Source organism: Acinetobacter sp. 1130196, assembly GCF_000588095.1.
Lineage (GTDB): Bacteria > Pseudomonadota > Gammaproteobacteria > Pseudomonadales > Moraxellaceae > Acinetobacter > Acinetobacter nosocomialis.
In genome coordinates this window covers 205,808-231,357 of record NZ_JFWX01000001.1, presented here as the reverse complement: position 1 = coordinate 231,357, position 25,550 = coordinate 205,808, and the positions used below count along the sequence as shown (strand labels likewise).

Here is a 25,550-nt window from a genome sequence, read left to right as displayed (position 1 = left end):
TAAACCTCTACATCAATCATCTGATTATGTTTAAGCAAAAAACGTGCACAATTTAGATGCAAAGTTTAGTCAATAAAAGTTGCACCACCCATATATGGGCGTAATACTTCTGGAATCTCGATTGAGCCGTCTTCACGTTGGTAATTTTCCATTACTGCAAGCAAAGTACGTCCTACTGCAAGACCTGAACCATTTAGCGTATGCACTAATTCAGTCTTCTTCTGATCCATACGGAAGCGTGCTTTCATACGACGCGCTTGGAAATCACCCATATTAGAGCAGCTTGAAATCTCACGATATGTATTTTGGCTTGGAACCCATACTTCTAGATCGTAAGTTTTCATCGCACCAAAGCCCATATCACCACCACAGAGCAAAATTTTGCGGTATGGCAAACCAAGTGCCTGCAAAATGCCCTCAGCATGTGCAGTAAGTTCTTCAAGGGCCTGCATAGACGTTTCTGGTTTAACGATTTGCACCATTTCAACTTTATCAAATTGGTGCTGACGGATTAAACCACGTGTATCACGGCCATAAGAACCAGCTTCACTACGGAAACATGGTGTATGCGCTGCATATTTTAATGGTAAACGGTCTGCGTCAATGATTTCATCACGAACAAAGTTTGTGACAGGAACTTCAGCTGTAGGAATAAGGTAGTATTCTTTTTCGCCTTGAAGTTTAAATAAATCTTCTTCAAATTTTGGTAATTGTCCTGTCCCACGAAGTGAGTCAGCATTAACCAAATACGGTACATAAGCTTCTGTGTAACCATTCTTTAGAGTATGGGTATCAAGCATAAACTGAGTTAAAGCACGTTGTAGACGCGCTAAAGGCCCCTTCAATACGCTGAAACGTGAACCAGTGAGTTTGGTCGCAGTTTCAAACTCTAGTCCACCCATCCACTCGCCTAAATCAGTATGATCTTTGATTTCAAAATCGAACTGACGAGGTGTACCCCATTTTGAGATTTCAACGTTATCACTCTCATCCTTACCAGCTGGCACAGATTCATCCGGTAAGTTTGGAATGCTAAGTGCTTTTTGCTCAATCTCATTTTGTAGTTCTGATAAAGCAACTTCAGCTGCTTTAATCTCATCACCAATCGCCTGCATGCGTGCCATGATTTCAGAAGCATCGCCACCGGATTTTTTAATCTGACCCACTTGTTTAGCACCGGCATTTCGCTCTGCCTGTAACTTTTCAGTTTTTGATTGCAAGTCTTTACGGCGAGTCTCTAAAGACGCCCATTCTTGAACGTCTAACTGAACACCACGTTTTGCCAAAGCTGCATTAACGACTTCAATATTATTTCTGAGTAACTTAGGGTCGATCATAATTAATCATAATATGGGTAAAAAACTGGCTATAGTGTAAGCCCTTAACACTAAAAAATATAGTGATCATCTTCATATCGAATAGCTTTCACACAATTCTAAGAAGAGACCTCATATTTTACATGTTGTAGTTTGGCACACTCGGGAAATACTCAGGTTTAATGAACTTAGCTGCCTCAGAATATGGCAGTGTTAATTCAGTCATTCCTTCTGCATAAGAAGCTAACTCATAGACAGGATAGACAAAAACAATCCCATTGGCACCATAATAGTAATTATCACTTAGTTGCAGTTTTTCACGGCTAATATTGTGGTCTTGAAGCCAGTTCGTATTCGCATCAAAAAGTGCATCAACGAGTTGCTTTTCAACATCTGGCTTAAGGAGTTCCGCAACAGTAATGTGTTTTTTATTTAATAAATCAAAATTTACAAATTCTTGATGAGACATGCCATGTGCTGCACCCGCAGAGTATGAGTATGTCTGTAAGGCAAAGGTTGCAAGATTATAATTTTGTCCCAAATAACGGACATAAATTGCACTTTGACTTGAGCTCGGCTCCCCTTCTGGTACCTCGACAGGTTTATCAGCCAAGTTTGCAAAAGCATTCGGGTCTGCTTTTTTTATACGGTTCGTAAAATAATCATTAATCCATTTTTGGTTGGTTTGTACTGTCTGAAAATCATATTCAGTACAGCCATCTTCAAGACAAACTTTAGATTTTGGTAATTTGACTGGAATTACTTTTGCCTGAATCACTGGAACTTCTGCTTGTTTTTGTTCTTTTACTGAAGCACTAGATGCAGGTTGCTCATCTTTAGCTGCAGATTTTGGCTGACAACCACTTACTGCCGCCATGGCAGCCACCATAGGAAGAATGAAAATAATTTTCTTATCGTAAAGTCGCATGTTAATCCCCGTGTAATCTGTTTTATCACTATACAAAGCGTAGGAATAAGACGGGGTTAAAAAATGTATCTAGGATTGATATATAAAAAGAAAGCCACCCTTTTAGGTGGCTTTCTTAACGAAGCACAATAATTATTGATCAATAATATCTGTGCCTTTTGGTGGTGTAAAATTAAAAGTTGAAGCTGGAATTGAGGCATTCACTTTTACATTATTAAATTTCACGTAAGTGGTTTGACCTAAAGAATCTTGTAATACCATTAACGTAGGTGCTTTGTTGGCACCAAAACTAATAGTTAAGCTTTGGAAAGCTCCATCTTCTTTTTTCGGGAATAAAGTGAAATATAATTTAGATTTATCTGGCTGAGTCACTCGGTAAGACTTCATGATTTGACTAGTATTACCAGAGAGCAATAAAGCTGGAGTATCGGCTACTTGCGAATCTAAGCTTTGACGTACAGCTTGCTGTAAATCGGGGTCATAAATCCATACTGTTTTACCACTTGTCACAATAGTTTGTTTAGACGGGCTCACAGTTTCCCAATAAAATTTCCCCGGACGTTCAACTTTCATTGAACCTTTAAATGTCTGGTTCATATGCTGAGCACCTAAACCTTTTTTCTGTGCTACAGCTTTTGTATTTGCTTTGGTTGTTTGTTCAAAATCAGCAGTTAAACGCTGTAATCCTGATAACTGATTTACCAGGTTCCCAATTGCCTGTTGCTCCGGTGCTGCTACTGGTGCAGCAAACGCTGTAGTACTCATTACAGGAGCAAGCACTGAGGCGCTGAGTGTAATAGCACACATGGTTTTACGAAGCATATTCATGTCATCACCTTTTTAGTTGCTGTAAGATAACTTGTTCGCTTTTAATTTAACTCAGCCAAACAAGCTCTTCATTCAAGACTCATATTAACCGACAAACTCTGTGCTAATCATTGAGAAAATAAGATATTTTGTTATGTTGTTCATATAGTTTGTAGAATTTCATTCATCATGATGAAGATAAAATTAATGAAATTCCATAAAAAAAGCCCACAAAATGTGGGCTTTTTCTTAAGCTAAAACTTAAACAGTTTCAACTTTTACGTAGCGACGGCCAAATTGACCTTTCACTTCGAATTTTACTACGCCGTCAGCAGTAGCAAATAAAGTATGGTCACGGCCCATACCAACATTTGCACCAGCGTGGAATTCTGTACCACGTTGACGAACGATGATGTTACCAGCAGTTACAGTTTGACCACCGTAAACTTTAACACCTAACATTTTTGGGTTTGAATCACGACCGTTCTTCGTCGATCCACCGGCTTTTTTAGTTGCCATGTCTCTTACTCCTCGTGATTAGCCTGAAATACCAGTAATTTTCAACTCAGTGAACCATTGACGGTGACCTTGTTGCTTACGGTAGTGTTTACGACGACGCATTTTGATAATGCGGATTTTGTCGTGACGACCATGACCAATCACTTCTGCAGTTACTTTAGCGCCAGCTACAACTGGAGCACCGATTTGAATGTTGTCACCGTTTACAACCATTAATACATCATCAAATGTAATAGTTGCGCCAGATTCAGCCTTCAATAATTCAACTTTAAGGGTTTCACCCTCAACTACACGGTGCTGTTTACCACCGCTTTGGATTACTGCGTACATAACGTACTCCAATCAGCCCGTGTCGTCGTGCCGATAAAGGGATATATCGATCTTAAAACGAACGCCACTGGGGTTATACAAGGCGATAGATTTTAAGTGAAATTTGATCAAACGACAAGTGCTTTATCTTTATCTGGGCAATAGAGACCGCTATTCTTACATAATAAAAACAGCTTAAATTCGAATTTAGTACTTTTCATTGATTCTGAATGAAATTTAAAATACAGTTCCAAACACAACTTGCAACAAGAACAAGCTGTATTCATGTTGACGTTATTAAAATTTATTGTTTTGTCGGAAACACACCGTTTTGCCGAAATAAAGAACAAAGAACTCTTCATGAACATACAAATGATTCATATCAATTGCTTGTTTCCCTGTTTAATGCACTTTTAATTGATACACTAACGCCACTTATCACCAATACGGGGTTTTTCTTCATATGGTCATCGATTTTAAGCAAGACATTCTCGCTCCTGTTGCTACAGACTTTGCTGCGATGGATCACTTGATTAATGAAGGAATTAGCTCAAAAGTCGGCTTGGTCATGTCAGTGAGTAAACATGTCGTTGAAGCTGGCGGCAAACGTATGCGCCCAATCATGTGCTTACTTGCAGCACGAGCTTGTGGTCTGGACAACATGCAAAATGCACAGCGTCTGGCTGCCATTATTGAAATGCTTCATACCGCAACTTTAGTGCATGATGATGTGGTCGATGAATCGGGGCTTCGCCGTGGTCGTCCTACTGCCAACGCAACTTGGAACAACCAAACTGCCGTGTTAGTGGGTGACTTCCTTATTGCTCGCGCTTTTGACCTATTGGTTGATTTAAACAACATGACCTTATTAAAAGATTTCTCAACAGGTACATGTGAAATCGCTGAAGGTGAAGTATTACAGCTTCAATCTCAGCATCAACCGGATACAACCGAAGAAACATATTTAAAAATTATTCACGGGAAAACTTCTCGTTTATTTGAACTTGCAACTGAAGGTGCTGCCATTTTGGCTGGGCAAGAAGCTTACCGTGAACCTTTAAGATTATTTGCAGGTCATTTTGGAAATGCATTCCAAATTATTGATGATATTTTAGACTACACTTCAGATGCTGAAACATTAGGTAAAAATATTGGTGATGATTTAATGGAAGGTAAACCGACTTTACCGTTAATTTCAGCATTAGCACATTCAACTGGTGAAGAGCACGCTATTATTCGTCGTAGTATTGCGACAGGTGGGGTTGACCAATTAACCAGAGTAATTGAAATTGTGCAAAAGTCTGGTGCTTTAGATTATTGCCAGCGCCGTGCCCAAGAAGAAACAGAAGCAGCACTGCAAGCCTTATCAATCTTGCCTGATACACCTTATCGCCAAGCATTGATTAACCTCACTCGGCTTGCATTACATCGAATACAGTAGATATTATTTTGCCTATGCATATAAATTTTTCAGATCATTTTTTAAAAATCCAGAAACAGCTTGAAAACCCTCAAGCTGTTATCGACGAAAATATCCTCATTGACTTAGTCAATGCCTTACGGCCATCCGATCCTCACGATACGGATGAGATAGAGCAAAAAATACAAGCATTTATTGACAGCTTATTACTTACTCCTACCGCTCCTGCTCTTTTACAAACCTTTTTATTACGTTTAATTAATCAATATAAGCAAGTAAGCTTATATGCCGATAGCGGTATTTTGTCTTTAGATGGTTTCTGGAACCAGCTTGGGCAAAGACTTGGCGGCCATTTTCTACCGCTTATTGAAGATGCAAGCCAACTCAAAATTTTGATTGGAAAAATTTTCTATTTAGAAAGTGATTCAGTCTGGTTAAACAATGTTGATGACAAGGATTGGGCAACCTTATTCGGTCTAATTGGGCAAAGTAATAGTAATGTTGAAGAAAAACATGCCATTCAGCGAGAAATGATCAAGGCTATTACGGTTCTATCTTATCGTATTAGTGGTATTGGGCTTTATCCTGAATTTATTAATGCTCAGCCTGAGCTAACTGAATATGAGTCGCCGTTTTTAGTACAGAACCGTGAAATTATTGAGTTTATCGAAAAATATAAAAAACAAGATATTTCTCAAGATGACACTGTGGTAACTGTACCTCCAGATGCATCTCAAGCATTTGTAATGTTGGAACAATGTCGGGATGTCGTTTTAAAGATACGTCGAGCCACAAAAAGAATTGGTGTGAGTTTAAGTTTGACATATCTATTGTCTTTACTTGAACAATGTTTAGACCGAATTGAATTATTGCTCTATTTGGTTGTTGATAACAGCGAAGGACGTTACGTTTCTTTAGGAAACTTAATTTCGGACTTAACTAAAGCTCATTATAGTGAAAAAAGCGTCCGTTCTTTACTTAGCACGACTAGTGAGCTTATTGCCTTTCAAGTCACAGAAAATGCGAGCCGTACCGGTGAGCACTATGTAAGTACAGACACTAAAGGCTTTTGGGGAATGTACAAAGCCGCTGCCGGTGCAGGTGTCATTATTGCCTGTATGGCAACATTAAAGATTCTTGCTGCACGAATGACGATGGCGCCACTCATGCAAGCCTTTACGTTCAGTATGAACTATTCACTTGGCTTTATTCTGATTCACGTATTGCACTTTACCGTTGCAACAAAACAGCCAGCAATGACTGCTGCTGCACTCGCTGCGACTGTACAGCAACGTAAAGGTTCTAAAACTGCACAAATTGCAGAATTAGCAGCGCTTATTATCAATATTATTCGAACTCAGTTTATTGCTATTTTGGGGAATATCTCGATTGCGATTCCTACCGCTGCCCTCATTACCTTTGCTTGGCAGTTCTATCTTGATGAGCCCTTATTAACCCATACCAAAGCAACCTATTTATTACATAGTTTAAATCCTTTTACGTCATTAGCTGTTCCTCACGCAGCAATTGCGGGAGTCTGCTTGTTTTTATCAGGCCTGATTGCTGGATACTTCGATAACATGGCAGTTTACCGAAAAGTAGGGCCGCGTTTAAAAGCTCATCGCCGACTACGCAATTTATTTGGACAAGAACGTCTTAATCGTTTTGCAGAATATATTGAACGTAATTTAGGTGCACTTGCGGGTAACTTTCTATTTGGTGTCATGCTAGGAAGTATGGGAACAATAGGTTTTATTTTAGGTTTACCTCTAGATATTCGACATATTGCCTTTGCATCAGCAAACTTTATTCAAGGTTTAATGACTATAAACGGTAGTCCAGATATTGGCTTGATTATTGTTTCGTTTTTAGGCGTACTGTGTATCGGTCTCACGAACTTATTTGTGAGTTTCACTTTAACGATTATTGTGGCTCTACGCGCACGCCGAGTTCGCTTTGAACAATGGAAACCTTTGGCTAAACTGGTCATGACCCATTTTCTTACACGTCCGAGCGACTTCTTCTGGCCTCCAAAACAGCCTTTAGAATTAGAAGAAAATGCCCAAGCCAATAGTGGAAAAAAAGCAGAACACTAACTGTTTTGCTTTGTACACAAAATGTGATATCCGTCAATTTTGTTGTGATTGTTTTTCCAAATGTTAAAAAAATTTCAAAATGAATTTACGATGATCTATCAGGCTTGAAAAAAAGTGTACTGGCAAGTACACTTTCAACGGCGTTCAGTAGTACAAAACTACATGAATAAGCAAAGGTGTGTATATGCCCTATCTATTGCTTTGTATTGGTTGCGTTTTTTTAGGATTAGGTATTCTTGGTCTATTTGTGCCAAGTCTTCAATCTTTGGACTTGCTCACCGTTCAAACATTGAGTCACCATCGTTTAGATTATCTTAATACTATAACCACCTTTCTTGCACGCATAGGCGGCATGCCTTTTGTATGTTTTTTATCCTTTCTAATATGTGTATATTTAGCATGGTATAAAAAATATATTACTGTTATTTTCATTAGCTTGGGAGTTTTTGGCAGTATCACCATTGGTTGGCTGCTCAAATGGTGTGTTAACCGGCCTAGACCTCCTGAGGCATATCATATTGTTGAAAGTTATGGTGCATCGTTCCCAAGTGCACATAGTGTTTATGCATCAACACTAGCTTGTCTGGCAATGATTATGTTATGCCGTAAGCACAACATTAACTCTCCTTATATTGTTTTGATCTCCTGTCTTTGGTTTGTGTGTATGGGGCTTTCAAGAATATATGCAGGAGTTCATTTCCCAACAGACGTACTCGCTGGTTGGGGCATTGGTTTTATTTGGATTGCACTGCTTTGGCTCTGGTTATTACAAACACAAAGTAGGTTAAGTAGAAAACAAATATATTTTTAGATTTTATCTAAACGAGGTGGAACAATGATGTCGGCTAAGCTTTGGGCACCAGCCCTTACTGCTTGCGCATTAGCAACAAGTATCGCACTTGTTGGTTGTAGCAAAGGCTCCGATGAGAAACAGCAAGCTGCTGCTGCTCAGAAAATGCCGCCTGCAGAAGTAGGTGTTATTGTTGCTCAACCACAAAGTGTTGAACAAAGCGTTGAGCTTTCAGGCCGTACTTCAGCATATCAAATTTCTGAAGTTCGTCCTCAAACAAGTGGCGTGATTTTAAAGCGCTTATTTGCTGAAGGAAGTTATGTTCGTGAAGGTCAGGCACTCTATGAGCTCGACTCTAGAACGAACCGTGCAACGTTAGAAAATGCAAAAGCATCACTCCTACAACAACAGGCAAATCTAGCTTCACTACGTACCAAGTTAAATCGTTATAAACAACTTGTTTCTAGTAATGCTGTGTCTAAACAGGAATATGATGACTTACTTGGTCAAGTTAATGTTGCAGAAGCACAAGTTGCAGCAGCTAAGGCTCAAGTAACAAATGCAAATGTAGATCTTGGTTATTCTACAATTCGCTCTCCTATTTCTGGACAATCTGGACGTTCATCAGTAACGGCTGGTGCTTTAGTTACTGCAAATCAGACTAATGCGTTAGTGACGATTCAACAGTTAGATCCAATTTATGTTGATATTAATCAGTCTAGCGCTGAGTTGTTACGTTTACGTCAACAATTAAGTAAAGGCAGTTTGAACAACAGTAACAATACGAAAGTAAAATTAAAGCTTGAAGATGGTTCTACCTACCCGATCGAAGGCCAACTTGCTTTCTCTGACGCTTCTGTAAACCAAGATACAGGAACAATTACTTTACGTGCCGTATTCTCTAACCCGAATCATTTATTGCTTCCGGGTATGTATACCACTGCACAAATTGTTCAGGGTGTTGTTCCAAATGCTTATCTGATTCCTCAAGCTGCGGTTACACGTTTACCTACAGGTCAAGCTGTAGCAATGCTTGTTAATGCCAAAGGGGCTGTTGAGAGTCGTCCAATTGAAACCTCAGGTGTTCAAGGACAAAACTGGATTGTGACTAACGGCTTAAAAGCTGGCGATAAAGTCATTGTTGATGGCGTTGCCAAAGTCAAAGAAGGGCAACAAGTAACAGCAAAACCTTATCAAGCTCAACCAGCAAATCCTCAAGGTGCAGCTCCAAATGCTGCGAAACCGGCTCAATCAGGTAAACCTCAAGCAGAACAGAAAGCAGCTTCAAATGCATAAGGGGTAGATTGAATGGCACAATTTTTTATTCATCGCCCCATATTTGCGTGGGTGATTGCATTAGTCATTATGTTGGCGGGTATTCTCACGCTAACAAAAATGCCTATTGCACAGTATCCAACGATTGCACCACCGACAGTCACCATTGCTGCGACTTATCCTGGTGCATCGGCTGAAACAGTTGAAAACACCGTAACCCAGATCATTGAACAACAAATGAATGGTCTCGATGGTTTACGTTATATTTCTTCTAACAGTGCTGGTAACGGACAAGCATCTATTCAATTAAACTTTGAACAAGGTGTTGACCCTGATATCGCACAAGTTCAGGTTCAGAACAAATTGCAATCTGCAACTGCGCTTTTACCTGAAGATGTACAACGTCAAGGTGTAACAGTTACTAAATCTGGTGCAAGCTTCCTACAAGTTATTGCATTTTATTCACCAGATAACAGCCTTTCAGACTCAGACATTAAAGACTACGTAAACTCTTCAATTAAAGAGCCGCTTAGCCGTGTTGCTGGTGTTGGTGAAGTTCAGGTCTTTGGTGGTTCATATGCAATGCGTATTTGGCTCGATCCAGCCAAGTTAACAAGTTACCAACTCACTCCTAGTGATATTGCAACTGCGCTTCAAGCACAAAACTCGCAAGTTGCTGTAGGTCAGTTAGGTGGTGCGCCTGCTGTACAAGGTCAAGTACTTAACGCAACAGTGAATGCTCAAAGTTTGTTACAGACTCCTGAGCAGTTTAGAAATATCTTTTTAAAGAACACAGCATCTGGTGCTGAAGTTCGTTTAAAAGATGTAGCTCGCGTAGAGTTAGGTTCGGATAACTATCAGTTCGACTCGAAATTTAATGGTAAACCAGCAGGTGGTCTTGCAATTAAAATTGCTACAGGTGCTAACGCACTGGATACGGCAGCTGCTGTTGAACAACGTTTATCTGAATTACGTAAGAACTATCCAGCAGGTTTACAAGATAAACTAGCTTATGACACGACTCCATTTATCCGTCTTTCAATTGAAAGTGTAGTACACACATTAATTGAAGCCGTGATTTTGGTATTCATTGTCATGTTCCTATTTTTACAAAACTGGCGCGCAACGATTATTCCAACGCTTGCAGTTCCAGTGGTTGTATTAGGTACATTTGCTGTTATTAATATTTTTGGCTTCTCAATTAACACCTTAACCATGTTCGCTATGGTATTGGCAATCGGTCTTCTGGTCGATGACGCTATTGTTGTAGTGGAAAACGTTGAACGTGTAATGAGTGAAGATCATACTGATCCGGTTACGGCTACTTCACGCTCAATGCAGCAGATTTCTGGTGCGTTAGTGGGTATTACCAGTGTATTGACAGCGGTATTCGTACCAATGGCCTTCTTTGGTGGTACAACAGGTGTAATTTACCGCCAGTTCTCGATTACCCTTGTAACTGCAATGGTACTGTCGTTAATTGTAGCGTTGACGTTCACACCTGCACTTTGTGCGACTATTCTAAAACAGCATGATCCAAATAAAGAACCAAGCAATAATATCTTCGCTCGTTTCTTTAGAAGCTTTAACAATGGTTTTGACCGCATGTCGCACAGCTACCAAAATGGTGTTAGCCGCATGCTTAAAGGCAAAATCTTCTCTGGCGTGCTGTACGCTGTTGTAGTTGCCCTTTTAGTCTTCTTGTTCCAAAAACTCCCATCTTCATTCTTACCAGAAGAAGATCAGGGTGTTGTAATGACACTTGTTCAATTACCACCAAATGCAACGCTTGACCGTACAGGTAAAGTGATTGACACCATGACAAACTTCTTTATGAATGAAAAAGACACAGTAGAATCAATTTTCACTGTTTCTGGTTTCTCATTCACAGGTGTGGGTCAAAACGCTGGTATTGGCTTCGTTAAGTTGAAAGACTGGAGCAAACGTACTTCACCGGAAACTCAAATCGGCGCATTAATTAAGCGTGGTATGGCATTAAACATGATCATTAAAGATGCATCATATGTTATGCCGTTACAGCTTCCTGCAATGCCTGAATTGGGTGTAACTGCCGGATTTAACTTGCAGCTTAAAGATTCAAGTGGTCAAGGCCATGAGAAACTAATTGCAGCACGTAACACTATTTTAGGCTTGGCATCGCAAGATAAACGCCTCATGGGTGTACGTCCAAATGGCCAAGAAGATACGCCTCAATATCAAATTAATGTAGATCAGGCTCAAGCTGGTGCTATGGGTGTTAGCATTGCTGACATCAACAATACAATGCGTATTGCTTGGGGTGGTTCATACATTAACGATTTCGTTGACCGCGGTCGTGTGAAAAAAGTTTATGTTCAAGGTGATGCGGGTAGCCGTATGATGCCTGAAGACTTAAACAAGTGGTATGTACGTAATAACAAAGGTGAGATGGTTCCATTCTCTGCATTTGCTACTGGCAAATGGACATATGGTTCTCCACGTCTTGAACGTTATAACGGCGTATCATCGGTTAACATTCAAGGTACACCTGCACCTGGCGTGAGCTCTGGTGATGCCATGAAAGCAATGGAAGAAATTATTGGTAAGTTACCATCTATGGGCTTACAAGGTTTCGACTATGAATGGACAGGCTTATCACTTGAAGAACGTGAGTCTGGTGCTCAAGCGCCATTCTTATATGCGCTTTCATTGTTAATTGTATTCCTTTGCTTGGCTGCATTGTATGAAAGCTGGTCAATTCCGTTCTCGGTTTTACTTGTGGTACCGCTTGGTGTCATTGGTGCGATCGTATTGACTTACTTGGGTATGATTATTAAAGGAGATCCAAATCTCTCGAATAACATTTACTTCCAGGTAGCGATTATTGCGGTAATTGGTCTTTCTGCAAAAAATGCGATCTTGATTGTTGAGTTCGCAAAAGAGCTGCAAGAGAAAGGTGAAGATCTACTTGACGCAACCTTACATGCTGCAAAAATGCGTTTACGTCCAATTATCATGACAACCCTTGCCTTCGGTTTTGGTGTACTTCCGCTTGCACTTTCAACAGGTGCTGGTGCAGGAAGTCAGCACTCGGTAGGCTTCGGTGTACTTGGTGGCGTACTCAGCGCGACATTCTTAGGTATCTTCTTTATCCCTGTATTCTATGTGTGGATTCGTAGTATCTTTAAGTACAAACCAAAAACCATAAACACTCAGGAGCATAAATCGTGATGCAAAAAGTATGGTCTATTTCAGGTCGTAGCATTGCGGTATCTGCACTTGCGCTTGCTTTGGCAGCTTGTCAAAGCATGCGCGGCCCAGAACCAGTCGTGAAAACCGATATTCCACAGAGCTATGCATATAACAGCGCTTCTGGTACATCTATTGCTGAACAGGGCTACAAACAGTTCTTTGCTGACCCACGTTTGCTTGAAGTAATCGACTTGGCTCTTGCGAATAACCGTGATTTACGTAAAGCAACGCTCAATATTGAACGTGCTCAAGAGCAGTATCAGATTACGAAGAACAACCAGCTTCCAACAATCGGAGCAAGTGGTAGTGCAATTCGTCAGGTTACGCCAAGTCGTGACCCGAATAACCCCTACTCTACTTACCAAGTAGGTTTGGGTGTAACTGCTTATGAGCTTGATTTCTGGGGCCGTGTTCGTAGTCTAAAAGACGCTGCTTTAGATAATTACCTTTCAACACAAAGTGCACGTGATTCGACTCAAATCAGTTTGATCAGTCAAGTTGCTCAAGCATGGTTAAACTATTCGTTTGCAACGGCGAATTTAAGACTTGCAGAGCAAACACTTAAAGCGCAGCAAGATTCTTACAATCTCAACAAAAAACGTTTTGATGTAGGTATCGACAGTGAAGTTCCATTACGTCAGGCACAGATTTCTGTAGAAACTGCGCGTAACGATGTAGCGAACTACAAAACTCAAATTGCTCAAGCACAAAACTTGTTGAACTTACTTGTAGGCCAACCAGTTGCACAAAACTTGTTACCGACACAGCCTGTGAAACGTATTGCTCAACAAAATGTATTCACTGCTGGTTTACCAAGTGATTTGTTAAATAACCGTCCAGATGTAAAAGCGGCCGAATATAACTTAAGCGCTGCGGGTGCGAATATTGGTGCCGCAAAAGCACGTTTATTCCCAACCATTAGCTTAACGGGTTCAGCAGGTTATGCATCAACTGACTTAAGTGATCTATTTAAGTCTGGTGGTTTTGCATGGTCAATTGGTCCGAGCTTAGATTTACCAATCTTTGACTGGGGTACTCGTCGTGCCAATGTAAAAATTTCTGAAACCGATCAGAAAATTGCATTGTCTGATTATGAAAAATCAGTTCAGTCTGCATTCCGTGAAGTTAATGATGCACTTGCGACACGTGCCAACATTGGTGAACGTTTAACAGCTCAACAACGTTTAGTAGAAGCAACTAATCGCAACTACACACTTTCAAATGCCCGCTTCCGTGCAGGTATTGATAGTTACTTGACAGTTCTTGATGCACAACGTTCATCTTATTCAGCTGAACAAGGTTTGTTATTGCTTCAACAAGCAAACTTAAACAACCAAATCGAGTTATATAAAACTCTAGGTGGCGGTTTAAAAGCAAACACTTCAGATACAGTGGTACATCAACCATCAAGTGCTGAACTGAAAAAGCAATAAGCTTTAAATCACATTCTTATAAAAGCTCACTTCGGTGGGCTTTTTTATTGCAACCAATGTGAATATTTTTTATCTTGAAACCTTAATACATTTTGATTGATAAAAAACAATGTTATTAAGTAATTTAGAAAGCGTTCCAGGCCATCAAATTTTAAAACAACTTGATGTTGTATATGGCAGCACTGTTCGTAGTAAACATGTAGGCCGTGACCTCATGGCAAGTTTAAAAAATATTGTAGGTGGAGAACTCACAGGCTACACCGAACTTTTAGAAGAATCCCGCCAAGAAGCAATGGATCGCATGATTGCTAAGGCACAGCAACTTGGTGCTAACGCAATTGTTGGCATTCGTTTTTCAACTTCAAACATTGCCCAAGGTGCTTCCGAGTTATTTGTATATGGCACAGCAGTCGTTGTGCAGCCCCAAGCACCTCATTTACCCGATCCATTTAATGCATAGGTAGAAAATGGACAATCTTATTTTTCAGCTTGTTATTTTTCTTATTCTTTTCAGTATTGGTTGGGCTTTTGGCCGCCATATTGAACGAAAACATTTAAATGAACTTCTAGAAAAAGAGCAACAATTTGCACATATCAGAATTGATACCAATCGTTTTGCAACGAGTGATCAATTAGGCCATTTTATTAGCAGTAATGTAGTCATTTCTCACGACTACTTTAAATATGTACTGGCTTCTATAAAAAATGTTTTAGGGGGTCGGCTGACCAGTTATGAAAGCATTGTTGAACGAGCTCGCCGTGAAGCGATTATTCGTTTAAAACAGCAAGCCCATAATGTGGGTGCTAACCATATTATGGGAGTTCGGTTGAGTACAACCGAACTCGGTATGCAAGGCGGAATGATTGAAGTTTTTGCTTATGGTACAGCAGTCAAAGACTAGCACTGCCCCATAGCAGAAAAGTGAATACGTGGATTGCCAATATTTTTGGTTAAATGTTGGCAAATTCCGGTAATTTTCCATTTGTCCTGTTGTTTTGCCAAAGTAAAATAATAGCGACCAAAAGAATGAAAATAATCATTTTCAGAAAAACGGTAAATTTGATAATTACACTCTAACCATGCTCGGTCTTGTTCAATCCGAACAAGAGGATTACTCAAATTGTGCTGTAGTCGTAAATGCGACAAAGCCTGTTGCCGCGAACCTTTAAATTCATGACAAGACACCACACATAAAGGTTCTCCTCTAAACTGGAAATAGTCCACCTCAAGTTGATCGGCTAACAACTCATCAAACGCATCCCAATTTTTCTGGTCAAAGACCAATTGAAAACGCGTAACAACGTCTAAGATACGATGATAGTCTTGATCCATGGTGAACCTTCTATGTGGGTTTTTCCATCAATTTACCACGGCAAAATCTCTTTTTTATTTCACTTTTGTTTTTCGAATCATTTTATAGAGTAATTTCGGCGACATACGGGAAACCATCACACCTAATTTTTCTTTAGTACCACCTACCACAATATATTCTTGTCCTTGCATTAAAGCCTTAACTGAATGTTCTGCAAAAACATCGGCTTCTAGTCCATTTTCGATTGCTTCGTCTTGATGGCCTTGAGGTTGCCCTGCGCCATTTAACGCATTAAACGAAACATTAGTTTTTACAAAGCCCGGGAAAATAACCGAAACTTCAACACCCTGATCGGCAACTTCGGCACGTAAACTGTTGGCCCACATGTGAATAGCAGCTTTAGCAGCCGAATAACTTGCACGGTATTGCGTACCTAGAAGGCCTGCCACACTCGACACAAATACGACTCGGCCAGACTTTTGTTTAAGCATAATCGGCAGCACAGTTTTAGTTAGTGCCACTTGCGAGAAATAATCGACTTCCATAATGGCGCGTTCTGTTGCCATTGTGGTGTCCTGAATAAGAGCACGTTGACTTAAACCTGCATTATTAATAAGCCAGTCAATTCGTCCTTTTGCTTTTAAAATCTGCTCATAAGCCTCTTGAACTTGCTCTTGATTGGTAATGTCTGCAACTACCGATAAGTGCTGATCCGGATGGAGTAAACCAACGCGAACTTCTTCTAACTCTTCAAAGCGACGCGAAGTTAAAATCACTTGAGCCCCTTGCAAAGCAAACTCACCAGCTAAAGCTTTACCTAAACCGGAAGATGCTCCAGTAATCCACACCACTTTATTTTGCAAAGTATCAAGTTTGGCCATTTTGACTTCCTATTATCTTTTTAAATTATGCTGCTTGATGCATGAAGGCCAAAAAGTGATTGATATAATGAGTTGCTGTGGTCTGATCAACCTGCGTCCCCAATTTTTCCAAACGTTTATAGCCCAAATGCGTTGTCATATTAATGACCCCATTTAGGGTTTTGTCGACAACCAAATTAAATTTTAAACGTTTTTTAGGTTCACGTACTAGGCTTGTTACACCTAAATCCACAATTTGAATCAAGGTCTGAAAAGCCTCTTCTACGCTTTGCATATTGCCCGCACGTATTTGTTCAGTCAGTGTTTGGGCCTGTTGCACAAGTTGTGGTGTGATTGGATAAGTAATATAAACATCTTGCTCACGCTCTTTCATAAGTGATGTCATATAATCAACCAAAGGTAATAGCCGTTCATTGCCGAAAAAAGAGACTGACCAAGGCATATACTTTCGGAAAGTTTCTAAAATTTGTTGAAGAACTTTCTCGGACTCATGGCGCTGTTTTTCAGTCATGGTAGGGTTGTCTTGCTCATCCTTTAACAATACTGAGAAAACTTGCTCAATAATTTCACAAGATAAATCGGAAAGAACACTACCTAATGCTTTAGATTGGCTTTCTTTTACCCCTGCGTGTAATTTCTCTCGAATTGAAGCAAATTGGGTATAGGTTGAATCGGAAATCTTTAAAAAAACTTTGTAGCTCATATATCGCATCCCTTATCAATTCTTTTGTAATTTTTCTGCCGTGCCGCTACACGATTAAATTGTGATCCATGCTTCATAAATCTACCGTTTTTTGAAAAAAATACAAAACCGTTTATCTGTTTTCAGCACATTAATTTCGAGGCATTTTTTTGCTACAATAGATGCAATTTTTTATGCATATTCGATCTAAGCTACTATGACTGACGCTCAAACCGCTCAAAATATTGCCACCACCTACGATCCAACCGAGATCGAAAAGAAGTGGTACAAAACGTGGGAAGAACAAGGTTACTTCAAACCTTCTGGTCACGGTGAATCATTCTGTATCATGATTCCACCACCAAACGTCACTGGTAGTTTGCACATGGGCCATGGCTTTAACAATGCCATTATGGATGCCCTCACCCGTTATAACCGTATGATGGGTAAAAACACTTTGTGGCAACCGGGTACTGACCATGCTGGTATTGCAACTCAAATGGTTGTTGAGCGTCAACTTGGCTTACAAGGTGTAACTCGTCACGACTTAGGCCGTGAAAAATTCATCGAAAAAGTTTGGGAATGGAAAGAACAATCTGGCGGCACAATTACCAAACAAATTCGTCGTTTAGGTTCGTCTGTAGACTGGTCACGTGAACGCTTCACGATGGATGAAGGTTTATCAAACGCAGTTAAAGAAGTATTCGTTCGTTTGCACGAAGACGGTTTAATTTATCGTGGTAAGCGTCTTGTAAACTGGGACCCTAAACTTCAAACTGCTCTTTCTGACCTTGAAGTAGAAAGCAAAGAAGAAAAAGGCTCACTTTGGCACTTTAAATATTTCTTTGAAGATAAATCAGTTAAAACTCAAGATGGCAAAGACTATCTCGTAGTTGCAACGACTCGACCTGAAACATTACTTGGTGATACTGCTGTTGCTGTTCACCCTGAAGATGAGCGTTATGCACACCTTGTTGGTAAAAATATTGTATTGCCAATTACTGGTCGTTTAATTCCAATCGTTGCCGATGACTACGTTGAAAAAGACTTCGGTACTGGCTGTGTAAAAATCACGCCTGCTCACGACTTTAACGACTATGAGTTAGGTAAACGCAATAGCTTGCCAATCATCAATATCTTCAACAAAAACGCTGAAGTTTTAGGTGAGTTTGAATATATTGCCAAAGCTGGCGAACAAATTTCTAAAACCATTACTGCACCTGCAGACTATGCTGGTTTAGAGCGCTTCGAAGCACGTAAAAAACTAGTTGCTCAAGCGGAAGCGGAAGGCTGGTTAGACCAAATCCAACCGTATGACTTAAAAGCGCCACGCGGTGACCGTTCAGGCGTAATTATTGAGCCATTATTGACTGACCAATGGTACGTAAAAATTGCACCTCTTGCTGAGCCTGCAATTGAAGCGGTTCAAGATGGTCGTATTAAGTTTGTTCCAGAGCAATACAGCAACATGTACATGGCATGGATGCGTGACATTCAAGACTGGTGTATTTCACGTCAGCTTTGGTGGGGTCACCGTATTCCAGCTTGGTACGATGCAGATGGCAATATCTATGTTGGCCGTAGCGAAGAAGAAGTTCGCGCGAAAAATAACATCGCGGCCGATGTTGAGCTTAAACAAGACGAAGACGTACTTGATACATGGTTCTCATCTGCACTTTGGACATTCTCAACTTTAGGCTGGCCAGAACAAACGCCTGAACTCAAAACTTTCCATCCGACTGACGTGTTGGTGACTGGTTTTGACATTATCTTCTTCTGGGTTGCCCGCATGATCATGATGACCATGCACTTCATGAAAAATGACGATGGTTCATCTCAAATTCCATTTAAGACAGTTTACGTTCACGGCTTGGTACGTGATGGTGAAGGGCAAAAAATGTCGAAGTCTAAAGGTAACGTACTTGACCCATTAGACTTGATTGACGGTATCGATTTAGAAAGCTTAGTCGCAAAACGTACGACTGGCCTCATGAACCCGAAAGATGCTGCGAAGATTGAAAAATCAACGCGTAAAGAATTCCCAGAAGGCATTAATGCTTATGGTACTGACGCAGTTCGTTTCACGTTCTGTGCCCTTGCAAACACTGGTCGTGACATCAAGTTCGACTTAAAACGTGTTGAAGGTTACCGTAACTTCTGTAACAAAATCTGGAACGCAACGCGTTTCGTTCTGATGAATGTTGAAGGTCAAACCGTTGGTCAACAAGCTCGCCCTGATCTTTGGGAACTTCCAGAACAATGGATTATGAGCCGTCTGCAAAAAGCTGAAGCTGCTGTGCATCAAGCGTTTGCAACGTATCGTTTAGACCTTGCTGCTCAAGCGATTTATGACTTTATCTGGAATGAATACTGTGACTGGTATGTTGAGTTAACTAAACCGGTTCTGAACGATGCAGAAGTTTCAGAAGAGCGTAAAGCTGAAGTACGCCGTGTATTGCTTGCTGTCATGGAAGCTTCATTACGTTTGGCTCATCCATTAATGCCGTATTTGACAGAAGAAATCTGGCAAACACTTGCTCCAATGCTTGGTCAAGGCGGCCCAACGATTATGACTGCTCAATACCCTATTCCTGAGCAAGCAAAAATCAATGAACAAGCTGAAGCAGATATGCAATGGCTTCAAGGCTTGATTGGTGCAGTACGTAACATTCGTGGTGAGTTAGGCTTAGGTAATGCACGCTTGTTGCCAGTATTACTTCAAAATACATCTGACGCTGAACGTGAACAAATCATTCGTATTGAAGCATTGTTCAAAGCATTGGCTAAAGTTGAAAGCATTGAGTTCTTGAATAAAGACCAAGAACCACCTTTATCTTGCTCTAGCGTTGTTAGCCATGCATCGGTATTTGTACCAATGAAAGGCTTAATTGACCCTAAAGCTGAGCTTGCTCGTTTGCAAAAAGACTTGGATAAAATCCAAAAGCAACACGACCAAATCGCGGGCAAACTTGCAAATGAAGGCTTTGTGTCTAAAGCACCGGCAGCGGTTGTTGAAGGTGAAAAAGCGAAGCTTGCTGAGTTTGCTGCGCAGTTAGATAAAGTTAAAGCGAATATGGAGCAAATTGCTGCGCTTTAAGCTTTTTAGTTAAATGAACCCAGAATCTGTGCAAGCAGGTTCTGGGTTTTTCTATATTTCAAAATTACTTTTTTTGTAGAATCACCATATGAAGATGCCATGATTTTATATGACCACTCAATAAAGGAAGATTTTCACTCATTTCTTTATGAAACAATAAATTAAAATCATATAAGAATAGACCAACTATATCTTGATAAGTAAATCCTATAAATTTTGCAGTTTCTCTAGCAACCCATTCATCTTGAGTCCCCAATAAATCAGCTACCAGAATTCCGCCTTCAGGAAGCGCATTTATAATTCGTTTAATTACACTATAAAAATAGCTTGGATCGCAAAAGAATAGACTTGATGAAGCAATAATTAAGCTTGCAGACGGGAAATTAAAGTCTTCAAAAGATTCATGATAGAAAATAAATTTAGAGTCATCTTTGAATCGCTCAGTACAAACTTTTTGCGCATCAATTGAAATATCAAAAGCATGAACATTAAATCCCTTTGAGAGTAGATAAGCAGATTCATTGCCAGCGCCACAGCCACAATCGATAGCAACTAAAGGTAAGTTAGGAAAATAACCTAAAGCCTTCTCTAAAATAGGTCTATGTTTAAGTTCTTTTGATAATTGAATAAATTTTTCATTCATAAATCCGATCTTTTAATTTTTATAATTTCCACACTATATTTTATAAAGAATATAACCTCAACGATTTCTTATTTCAGAATTTATTCCTTATCAAATCATCGGTAGCCTCATGGCTGCATATAAAGCCTAGAAGCTAATTAAAGCGCCTCATGCCCCAACAACATCTCTACCCCACTCACTTTTTTCATATGCTTTAAACGCTCTTTTTCCCATTTCACCTGCTGCTTTAACTCAGCACAATCAGCATCTATAGCTTTATACACATCACTAATGTGTACATGCTCTGCTTTTACATTCTTGGCTAACTGAAAAGAATCTAAGATCTCAGCAATTTGGCTTTCAAGCTGCTGACTTTGTGCATCTAAAGCCAGTTTATAAAACCGTAACTGCTCAGCAGATAATTCTTTAGCACCTAGCCCTTTATTCTGTTCAAGCTGTAACTGGAGTTTGAGTAAATAAAACAAATCCTGCTTTTCGTAGGCCTGACTTGCTTGTTGAAACAACTCAGTTTTTTCCTGTTTCTTTGTTTCATCTTGCTCACGGTCTGGGTGAATCATCGCGGCAATTTTTAAATAAACTGTTTTGAGTGACTGCGCTGCCATTTGCTCAGCTTGTTCACGTTTCTGTTGTTGTCTTTGCTGTTTGGCTTGTTCCCGCGCTTGTTGTTGCTCGGCAGCGTACTTTTCAAAGTCTTCTTCAAGTTCTGAACCTTGCTCAGCACTTTCTCCATATTCAAATTGTATTGGCTGAGTTTTTTTATTCTTTTTTACCGATTCCCCTGCATGCTGCTGATAAAAAGTATCGATCTGATTCACTAAATCCAACTGTTCAGCAGATAGCATTTCGGAGCGCTTCAACATTTGTGCAAGCTGAGCAATTTTTTCATCGAGTTGTTGTATATCCGCTTTAGAAAACTCGTGGCTATGCAACATATTCCAAAGTTGTTCTAACTGTTGAAATAGCACTGTATGCAAATCTCGATACACAGGCATCAGTTTTTGCCGAATGTGCTGTTGAATATCAGCTTGTGCATTTTGCCATGTGCTCAGGCTAACTTTTTGCTGTTCTATTTTATTAATCAGGCGATTCAGTTTTTTCTGCTGTGCAGACGGTTCAGACCTTTGCTGCAAGCTCACTTTGAGATCAAAGGACATACTACTCATCCACCTGAAAAAGAAAAAAGTGTAGCAATAATCAGATGAGGAAGGTAGCCAAGCATTCTTTAAATATGAGTCAGCCTAAAGATTTATATCTTAAGAAATCCACCAAATCACTAATGGCAAAGTCACGGCGGCGCATAACGTTTGAAAGCTAATCACGGCTGCCATAAGCTGACTATCGCCACCCAAAACTTTGGTTAAAATGTATGAAGCTGAAGCAGTCGGTAGCGCAAAGAAAATGACTAAAATCTGTGTTTGCAAACTTGGTAAACCAAACCACGTACATACCGCGTAAGCCAATGCAGGCACTGCTAAAAGTCGTGCAAACGTGTCTGCTGCCAATACCACAATGTCTTTTTTAATTTGCATAAACTGCAAAGCTGTGCCAACACATAACAAACCTAATGGCAAACTCGAAACAGAAAAAAGCTTAATAAACTGAGTAAAGCCTTCCCAAATCGGGATATGAAGCGCATTGACTGCTGCTCCGATCACACATGATGCAATTAAAGGGTTTTTAAGCAGTGCAATCAAAACAGGTTTAATTGCCATATGTTCTTTAGAAGTTAAAGCAAGCACCGAAATAACATTTACCAGTGGAATGCAAAGTGCCAATAAAATTGCCAGTATTGCCATTCCTTCACTTTTAAAAAGTGAAGTCACTAAGGCCAAACCAATATAAGTATTAAAGCGAACCATACTTTGTACATGCACACCAAAACGTGCAGGCGGTATATGCCAAAACATTCGGAGTATGTATAAAAAGGCGGTTACAGCTAAGACCACAATCAACATCGCAATGATGGCTGTGCTTAAGCTCTGTAAGTCAATTTTTGCAGTCGAGAGCGTACTAAAAAGCAAAGCGGGAAACAAAATATAGTAATTAAGCTTCTCTGCCCCAACCCAAAACTCATCGCTGAAAAAATGATATTTTTTAAATAAGTATCCCGATGCAATTAATGCAACTAAAGGAAAAAGAGATAAAACAATGCTATTCATTTCTTTACTCGAGTTTTGTTAGGGCTTGCTGCTTTGGCAATTAGCTTGGCTTACTCATATATTAAAGATAATGAAAACTCATGATAAAATGAGTTTTTACTCATAACAAATACAACATGACCTTTACCCAACTTGAAATTTTCGCACTCATTGCTGAACTAAAAAGTTTCACTGCGACCGCTGAAAAGTTGGGCATTTCACAGTCGGCAGTTTCCCATGCGCTTAAATCATTAGAACAACAATGGGGTATTAACCTCATTTCAAGAACTCAAAGCGATATTGAACTCACCACGACAGGTCAGCAGTTATTGACCCATGTAAAAGAGCTACTAAGTATTTCCGATACATTAGAAAAAGAAGTGGCTGCCATCCACGGTTTAAATGAAGGAACATTACGTATTGGTTCTTTTGGGGCATCATCCTCTATTTATCTACTGCCTGAAATTTTAGAAACCTTTCGGCAGCGCTATCCTAAAATCGAAATTTATATTGATGAAGGTGAAGATAAAGAAGTTGCTCAGTGGTTATTGGAACGGCGCATAGAGGTTGGTTTTTTAATTATGCCAGATGAGCGATTCGATACATTCCCTTTAATCGAAGATCGTTTTGTTGCCTTAATTCCGAGTGGTTACCCGCTAGCGCAGCAACTCTATATTGATCCAGCACATCTAGAAAACTGCCCTTTTATTATGACAATGGCTGGTAGTCGACATCAGGTCGAATTAATTTTAAAAAACTTTAATGTGAAACCAGACATTAAATTTTATGTTTCCCAAATTCTAAGTATCGTCAGTATGGTACACAACCAGTTAGGAATCTCAATAGTCTCTGATATGGTCATCACCAAAGAGTTACTCTCACTTTATCCAAATGTAGTTAAACGCCCTTTTAAACCAAACCTTAAACGCTCTATTGGCCTTGCAGTAAAAAACAAGAAACATATCAGCCCAGCCGTAAAAGCATTTATAGAGGTTGCTCAAGAGGTTTGGTCTAATAAATAATTTAGTAGAATTTAATTCGTTTTATATTTTAATAACGTACTCATTTGGGTCATTTTATAAACAAATTAGATGACTTTTATCATAAAAATGTGCCATTGCAGCCTATTTTAAGCAAATTAACGCACCATTTATCGCCAAAAACTAATTTCACAATCCAAATTGGTGCGCTTATTGCATATTCACTTTTATGCAATTGAGTTTGTTTCGGCAAACTTAGGTTTTTAGGTTCCTTAAATCTATTTTGGTGCAATTTACAGACCCAGATTTGTTCCAAAATGGAATTTAGCACTTTTTTCGAGCATGCTATGCAAAATGTAGATCTATTTTTCTTGTTACTTGGTGCAGTTTTGGTTCTTGCCATGCACGCAGGTTTTGCATTCTTGGAACTTGGTACAGTTCGCCACAAAAATCAGGTGAACGCGCTTAGTAAAATTCTGACTGACTTTGCCCTCTCCGCAATCGCATATTTCTTTGTTGGTTATTACATTTCTTATGGCCAGCATTTCTTCCATGATGGTACAAGCCTCGCAAGTGATCATGGTTACAACTTAATGCGCTGCTTCTTTTTACTGACTTTTGCTGCGGCAATTCCTGCAATTATTTCAGGTGGTATTGCAGAACGCGCCAAAATGCGTTCACAAGCAATAGCAACGCTCGCTTTAGTTGGTCTGGTCTATCCTTTTTTTGAAGGTATGGTCTGGAATGGTAACTATGGTCTACAAAAATGGTTAGAAATAACTTTTGGCGCAGCTTTTCACGACTTTGCTGGTTCAGTTGTAGTCCATGCAATGGGTGGCTGGATTGCACTCGCTGCGGTTATTTTATTAGGTGCTCGTTCTGGTCGTTATAAGAAAGATGGTCGTGTAAGTGCTCACCCTCCTTCTTCAATTCCATTTTTAGCACTTGGTTCATGGATTTTAATCGTGGGCTGGTTTGGCTTTAATGTAATGAGTGCTCAACGTCTTGATGCTATTTCTGGGCTAGTTGCTATTAATTCACTTATGGCAATGGTTGGCGGAACGATTACAGCAAATGCAATTGGGAAAAATGACCCAGGTTTCTTACATAATGGTCCACTTGCCGGTTTAGTTGCTATTTGTGCAGGATCTGACATTGTTCATCCCGTGAGTGCACTTGTTATTGGTGGTATAGCTGGTGCCATGTTCGTATACCTCTTTACCTATACTCAAAATAAACTCAAAGTAGATGATGTACTAGGTGTATGGCCTTTACATGGCGTTTGCGGTGCATTCGGCGGTATTGCAGTGGGACTATTTGGTCAAAAATGGCTAGGTGGTTTAGGCGGTGTATCATTTGCCTCACAGCTCATTGGTACAGTACTCGCGATTGCTATCGCACTTGCTGGCGGTTTTATTGTTTATGGCATCCTTAAAGCGACCATTGGTATTCGTTTATCTCAAGAAGATGAGTTTCGTGGTGCAGATTTGTCTATTCATAAAATCTCTGCCAACTCTGAAGAAGGCATGTTTTAATTCAATGATTATGAAGCAGGATTTAAATATTCTGCTTCATATACCTCTTACAAATAAAACCTCTTAGTTTAAAAATAACTTTCCTTGATTAAAAACTACACTTTTAGTTTTCCATACATTCAATTTAATATATTGAAAAATATATTAAATTGAATAT

Annotated in this window: 22 protein-coding genes and 1 pseudogene; 12 read left to right on the top strand and 11 right to left on the bottom strand. The window is 39.8% G+C overall.

Going from position 1 to position 25,550, the window contains the following annotated elements; all coding sequences use genetic code 11:
• Nucleotides 1-65 precede the first annotated feature (65 nt).
• The 5 genes from serS to rplU all read right to left on the bottom strand — a co-directional run bounded on the left by serS (nucleotide 66) and on the right by rplU (nucleotide 3,900).
• Nucleotides 66-1,337, bottom strand: coding sequence for a serine--tRNA ligase (gene serS, locus J671_RS06555; protein ID WP_004712237.1), 1,272 nt, complete (start codon nucleotides 1,335-1,337; stop codon nucleotides 66-68).
• Between the two features lie 118 nt (nucleotides 1,338-1,455).
• Entirely contained in the window at nucleotides 1,456-2,244 is a 789-nt protein-coding gene (locus J671_RS06550; protein ID WP_031981725.1) for an RsiV family protein, read from the bottom strand.
• Between the two features lie 132 nt (nucleotides 2,245-2,376).
• The gene (lolA, locus tag J671_RS06545; protein WP_002051355.1) at nucleotides 2,377-3,072 is read right to left on the bottom strand and encodes an outer membrane lipoprotein chaperone LolA; all 696 of its coding nucleotides are present in this window, start codon (nucleotides 3,070-3,072) and stop codon (nucleotides 2,377-2,379) included.
• A gap of 240 nt (nucleotides 3,073-3,312) precedes the next feature.
• A complete protein-coding gene (gene rpmA / locus J671_RS06540; protein ID WP_000201632.1) occupies nucleotides 3,313-3,570 on the bottom strand; it encodes a 50S ribosomal protein L27 in 258 nt (85 codons plus the stop codon).
• Nucleotides 3,571-3,588: 18 nt separating this feature from the next.
• The gene (rplU, locus tag J671_RS06535) at nucleotides 3,589-3,900 is read right to left on the bottom strand and encodes a 50S ribosomal protein L21 (protein ID WP_000271409.1); all 312 of its coding nucleotides are present in this window, start codon (nucleotides 3,898-3,900) and stop codon (nucleotides 3,589-3,591) included.
• A gap of 96 nt (nucleotides 3,901-3,996) precedes the next feature.
• On the opposite strand from rplU, the pseudogene J671_RS24900 reads away from it, so the two are divergent.
• The 9 genes and pseudogenes from J671_RS24900 (at nucleotide 3,997) to J671_RS06495 (ending at nucleotide 15,026) form a co-directional block, all read left to right on the top strand.
• Nucleotides 3,997-4,296: pseudogene (locus J671_RS24900) on the top strand (hypothetical protein).
• A 46-nt stretch (nucleotides 4,297-4,342) separates the two neighbouring features.
• The gene (gene sdsA / locus J671_RS06530) at nucleotides 4,343-5,320 is read left to right on the top strand and encodes an All-trans-nonaprenyl-diphosphate synthase (RefSeq protein WP_002051259.1); all 978 of its coding nucleotides are present in this window, start codon (nucleotides 4,343-4,345) and stop codon (nucleotides 5,318-5,320) included.
• A 14-nt stretch (nucleotides 5,321-5,334) separates the two neighbouring features.
• Nucleotides 5,335-7,395, top strand: a complete 2,061-nt coding sequence (locus tag J671_RS06525; protein WP_004885469.1) for a site-specific recombinase — start codon at nucleotides 5,335-5,337, stop codon at nucleotides 7,393-7,395.
• A gap of 184 nt (nucleotides 7,396-7,579) precedes the next feature.
• Nucleotides 7,580-8,206 carry a phosphatase PAP2 family protein gene (locus J671_RS06520; protein WP_002051172.1) on the top strand — a complete coding sequence of 209 codons (627 nt, stop codon included), beginning with the start codon at nucleotides 7,580-7,582 and terminating at the stop codon, nucleotides 8,204-8,206.
• A 24-nt stretch (nucleotides 8,207-8,230) separates the two neighbouring features.
• The gene (gene adeI, locus J671_RS06515; protein ID WP_002051558.1) at nucleotides 8,231-9,481 is read left to right on the top strand and encodes a multidrug efflux RND transporter periplasmic adaptor subunit AdeI; all 1,251 of its coding nucleotides are present in this window, start codon (nucleotides 8,231-8,233) and stop codon (nucleotides 9,479-9,481) included.
• 12 nt (nucleotides 9,482-9,493) lie between these two features.
• Nucleotides 9,494-12,670, top strand: coding sequence for a multidrug efflux RND transporter permease subunit AdeJ (gene adeJ / locus J671_RS06510; RefSeq protein ID WP_004885467.1), 3,177 nt, complete (start codon nucleotides 9,494-9,496; stop codon nucleotides 12,668-12,670).
• On the top strand, nucleotides 12,670-14,124 hold the full coding sequence (gene adeK, locus J671_RS06505) for a multidrug efflux RND transporter outer membrane channel subunit AdeK (protein ID WP_002051147.1): 1,455 nt from the start codon (nucleotides 12,670-12,672) through the stop codon (nucleotides 14,122-14,124). The genes adeJ and adeK overlap by 1 nt, the downstream gene beginning before the upstream one ends.
• 109 nt (nucleotides 14,125-14,233) lie before the next feature.
• Nucleotides 14,234-14,584 carry a YbjQ family protein gene (locus J671_RS06500; protein ID WP_002051367.1) on the top strand — a complete coding sequence of 117 codons (351 nt, stop codon included), beginning with the start codon at nucleotides 14,234-14,236 and terminating at the stop codon, nucleotides 14,582-14,584.
• Nucleotides 14,585-14,591: 7 nt separating this feature from the next.
• Entirely contained in the window at nucleotides 14,592-15,026 is a 435-nt protein-coding gene (locus J671_RS06495) for a YbjQ family protein (RefSeq protein ID WP_002051467.1), read from the top strand.
• Here the strand turns inward: J671_RS06495 and J671_RS06490 are convergent.
• From J671_RS06490 to J671_RS06480, 3 genes are read right to left on the bottom strand one after another with little or no spacing between them, the layout of a single operon-like run.
• Nucleotides 15,023-15,457, bottom strand: coding sequence for a nuclear transport factor 2 family protein (locus tag J671_RS06490; RefSeq protein WP_002051296.1), 435 nt, complete (start codon nucleotides 15,455-15,457; stop codon nucleotides 15,023-15,025). The two genes, J671_RS06495 and J671_RS06490, sit on opposite strands and share 4 nt — an antisense overlap.
• A 54-nt stretch (nucleotides 15,458-15,511) precedes the next feature.
• Nucleotides 15,512-16,318 carry an SDR family NAD(P)-dependent oxidoreductase gene (locus tag J671_RS06485; RefSeq protein WP_002051112.1) on the bottom strand — a complete coding sequence of 269 codons (807 nt, stop codon included), beginning with the start codon at nucleotides 16,316-16,318 and terminating at the stop codon, nucleotides 15,512-15,514.
• Between the two features lie 25 nt (nucleotides 16,319-16,343).
• The gene (locus tag J671_RS06480) at nucleotides 16,344-17,021 is read right to left on the bottom strand and encodes a hypothetical protein (protein ID WP_031981722.1); all 678 of its coding nucleotides are present in this window, start codon (nucleotides 17,019-17,021) and stop codon (nucleotides 16,344-16,346) included.
• Between the two features lie 196 nt (nucleotides 17,022-17,217).
• Here J671_RS06480 and J671_RS06475 point away from each other — a divergent pair, with 196 nt between their 5' ends.
• Entirely contained in the window at nucleotides 17,218-20,097 is a 2,880-nt protein-coding gene (locus J671_RS06475; protein ID WP_031981721.1) for a valine--tRNA ligase, read from the top strand.
• Nucleotides 20,098-20,161: 64 nt separating this feature from the next.
• Here the strand turns inward: J671_RS06475 and J671_RS06470 are convergent, their stop codons facing one another.
• From J671_RS06470 to J671_RS06460, 3 genes are all read right to left on the bottom strand, one after another.
• On the bottom strand, nucleotides 20,162-20,740 hold the full coding sequence (locus J671_RS06470) for a methyltransferase domain-containing protein (protein ID WP_031981719.1): 579 nt from the start codon (nucleotides 20,738-20,740) through the stop codon (nucleotides 20,162-20,164).
• Between the two features lie 137 nt (nucleotides 20,741-20,877).
• The gene (locus J671_RS06465) at nucleotides 20,878-21,894 is read right to left on the bottom strand and encodes a hypothetical protein (RefSeq protein WP_031981717.1); all 1,017 of its coding nucleotides are present in this window, start codon (nucleotides 21,892-21,894) and stop codon (nucleotides 20,878-20,880) included.
• A 99-nt stretch (nucleotides 21,895-21,993) separates the two neighbouring features.
• Complete coding sequence (locus J671_RS06460; protein WP_031981716.1) at nucleotides 21,994-22,899, bottom strand: AEC family transporter; 906 nt, start codon at nucleotides 22,897-22,899, stop codon at nucleotides 21,994-21,996.
• 116 nt (nucleotides 22,900-23,015) lie between these two features.
• Between J671_RS06460 and J671_RS06455 the strand changes: the two genes are divergently transcribed.
• Both J671_RS06455 and J671_RS06450 read left to right on the top strand, forming a co-directional pair.
• On the top strand, nucleotides 23,016-23,900 hold the full coding sequence (locus J671_RS06455) for a LysR family transcriptional regulator (protein ID WP_031981715.1): 885 nt from the start codon (nucleotides 23,016-23,018) through the stop codon (nucleotides 23,898-23,900).
• A gap of 305 nt (nucleotides 23,901-24,205) precedes the next feature.
• A complete protein-coding gene (locus J671_RS06450; RefSeq protein WP_031981714.1) occupies nucleotides 24,206-25,393 on the top strand; it encodes an ammonium transporter in 1,188 nt (395 codons plus the stop codon).
• The last annotated feature ends 157 nt before the right edge of the window (nucleotides 25,394-25,550 follow it).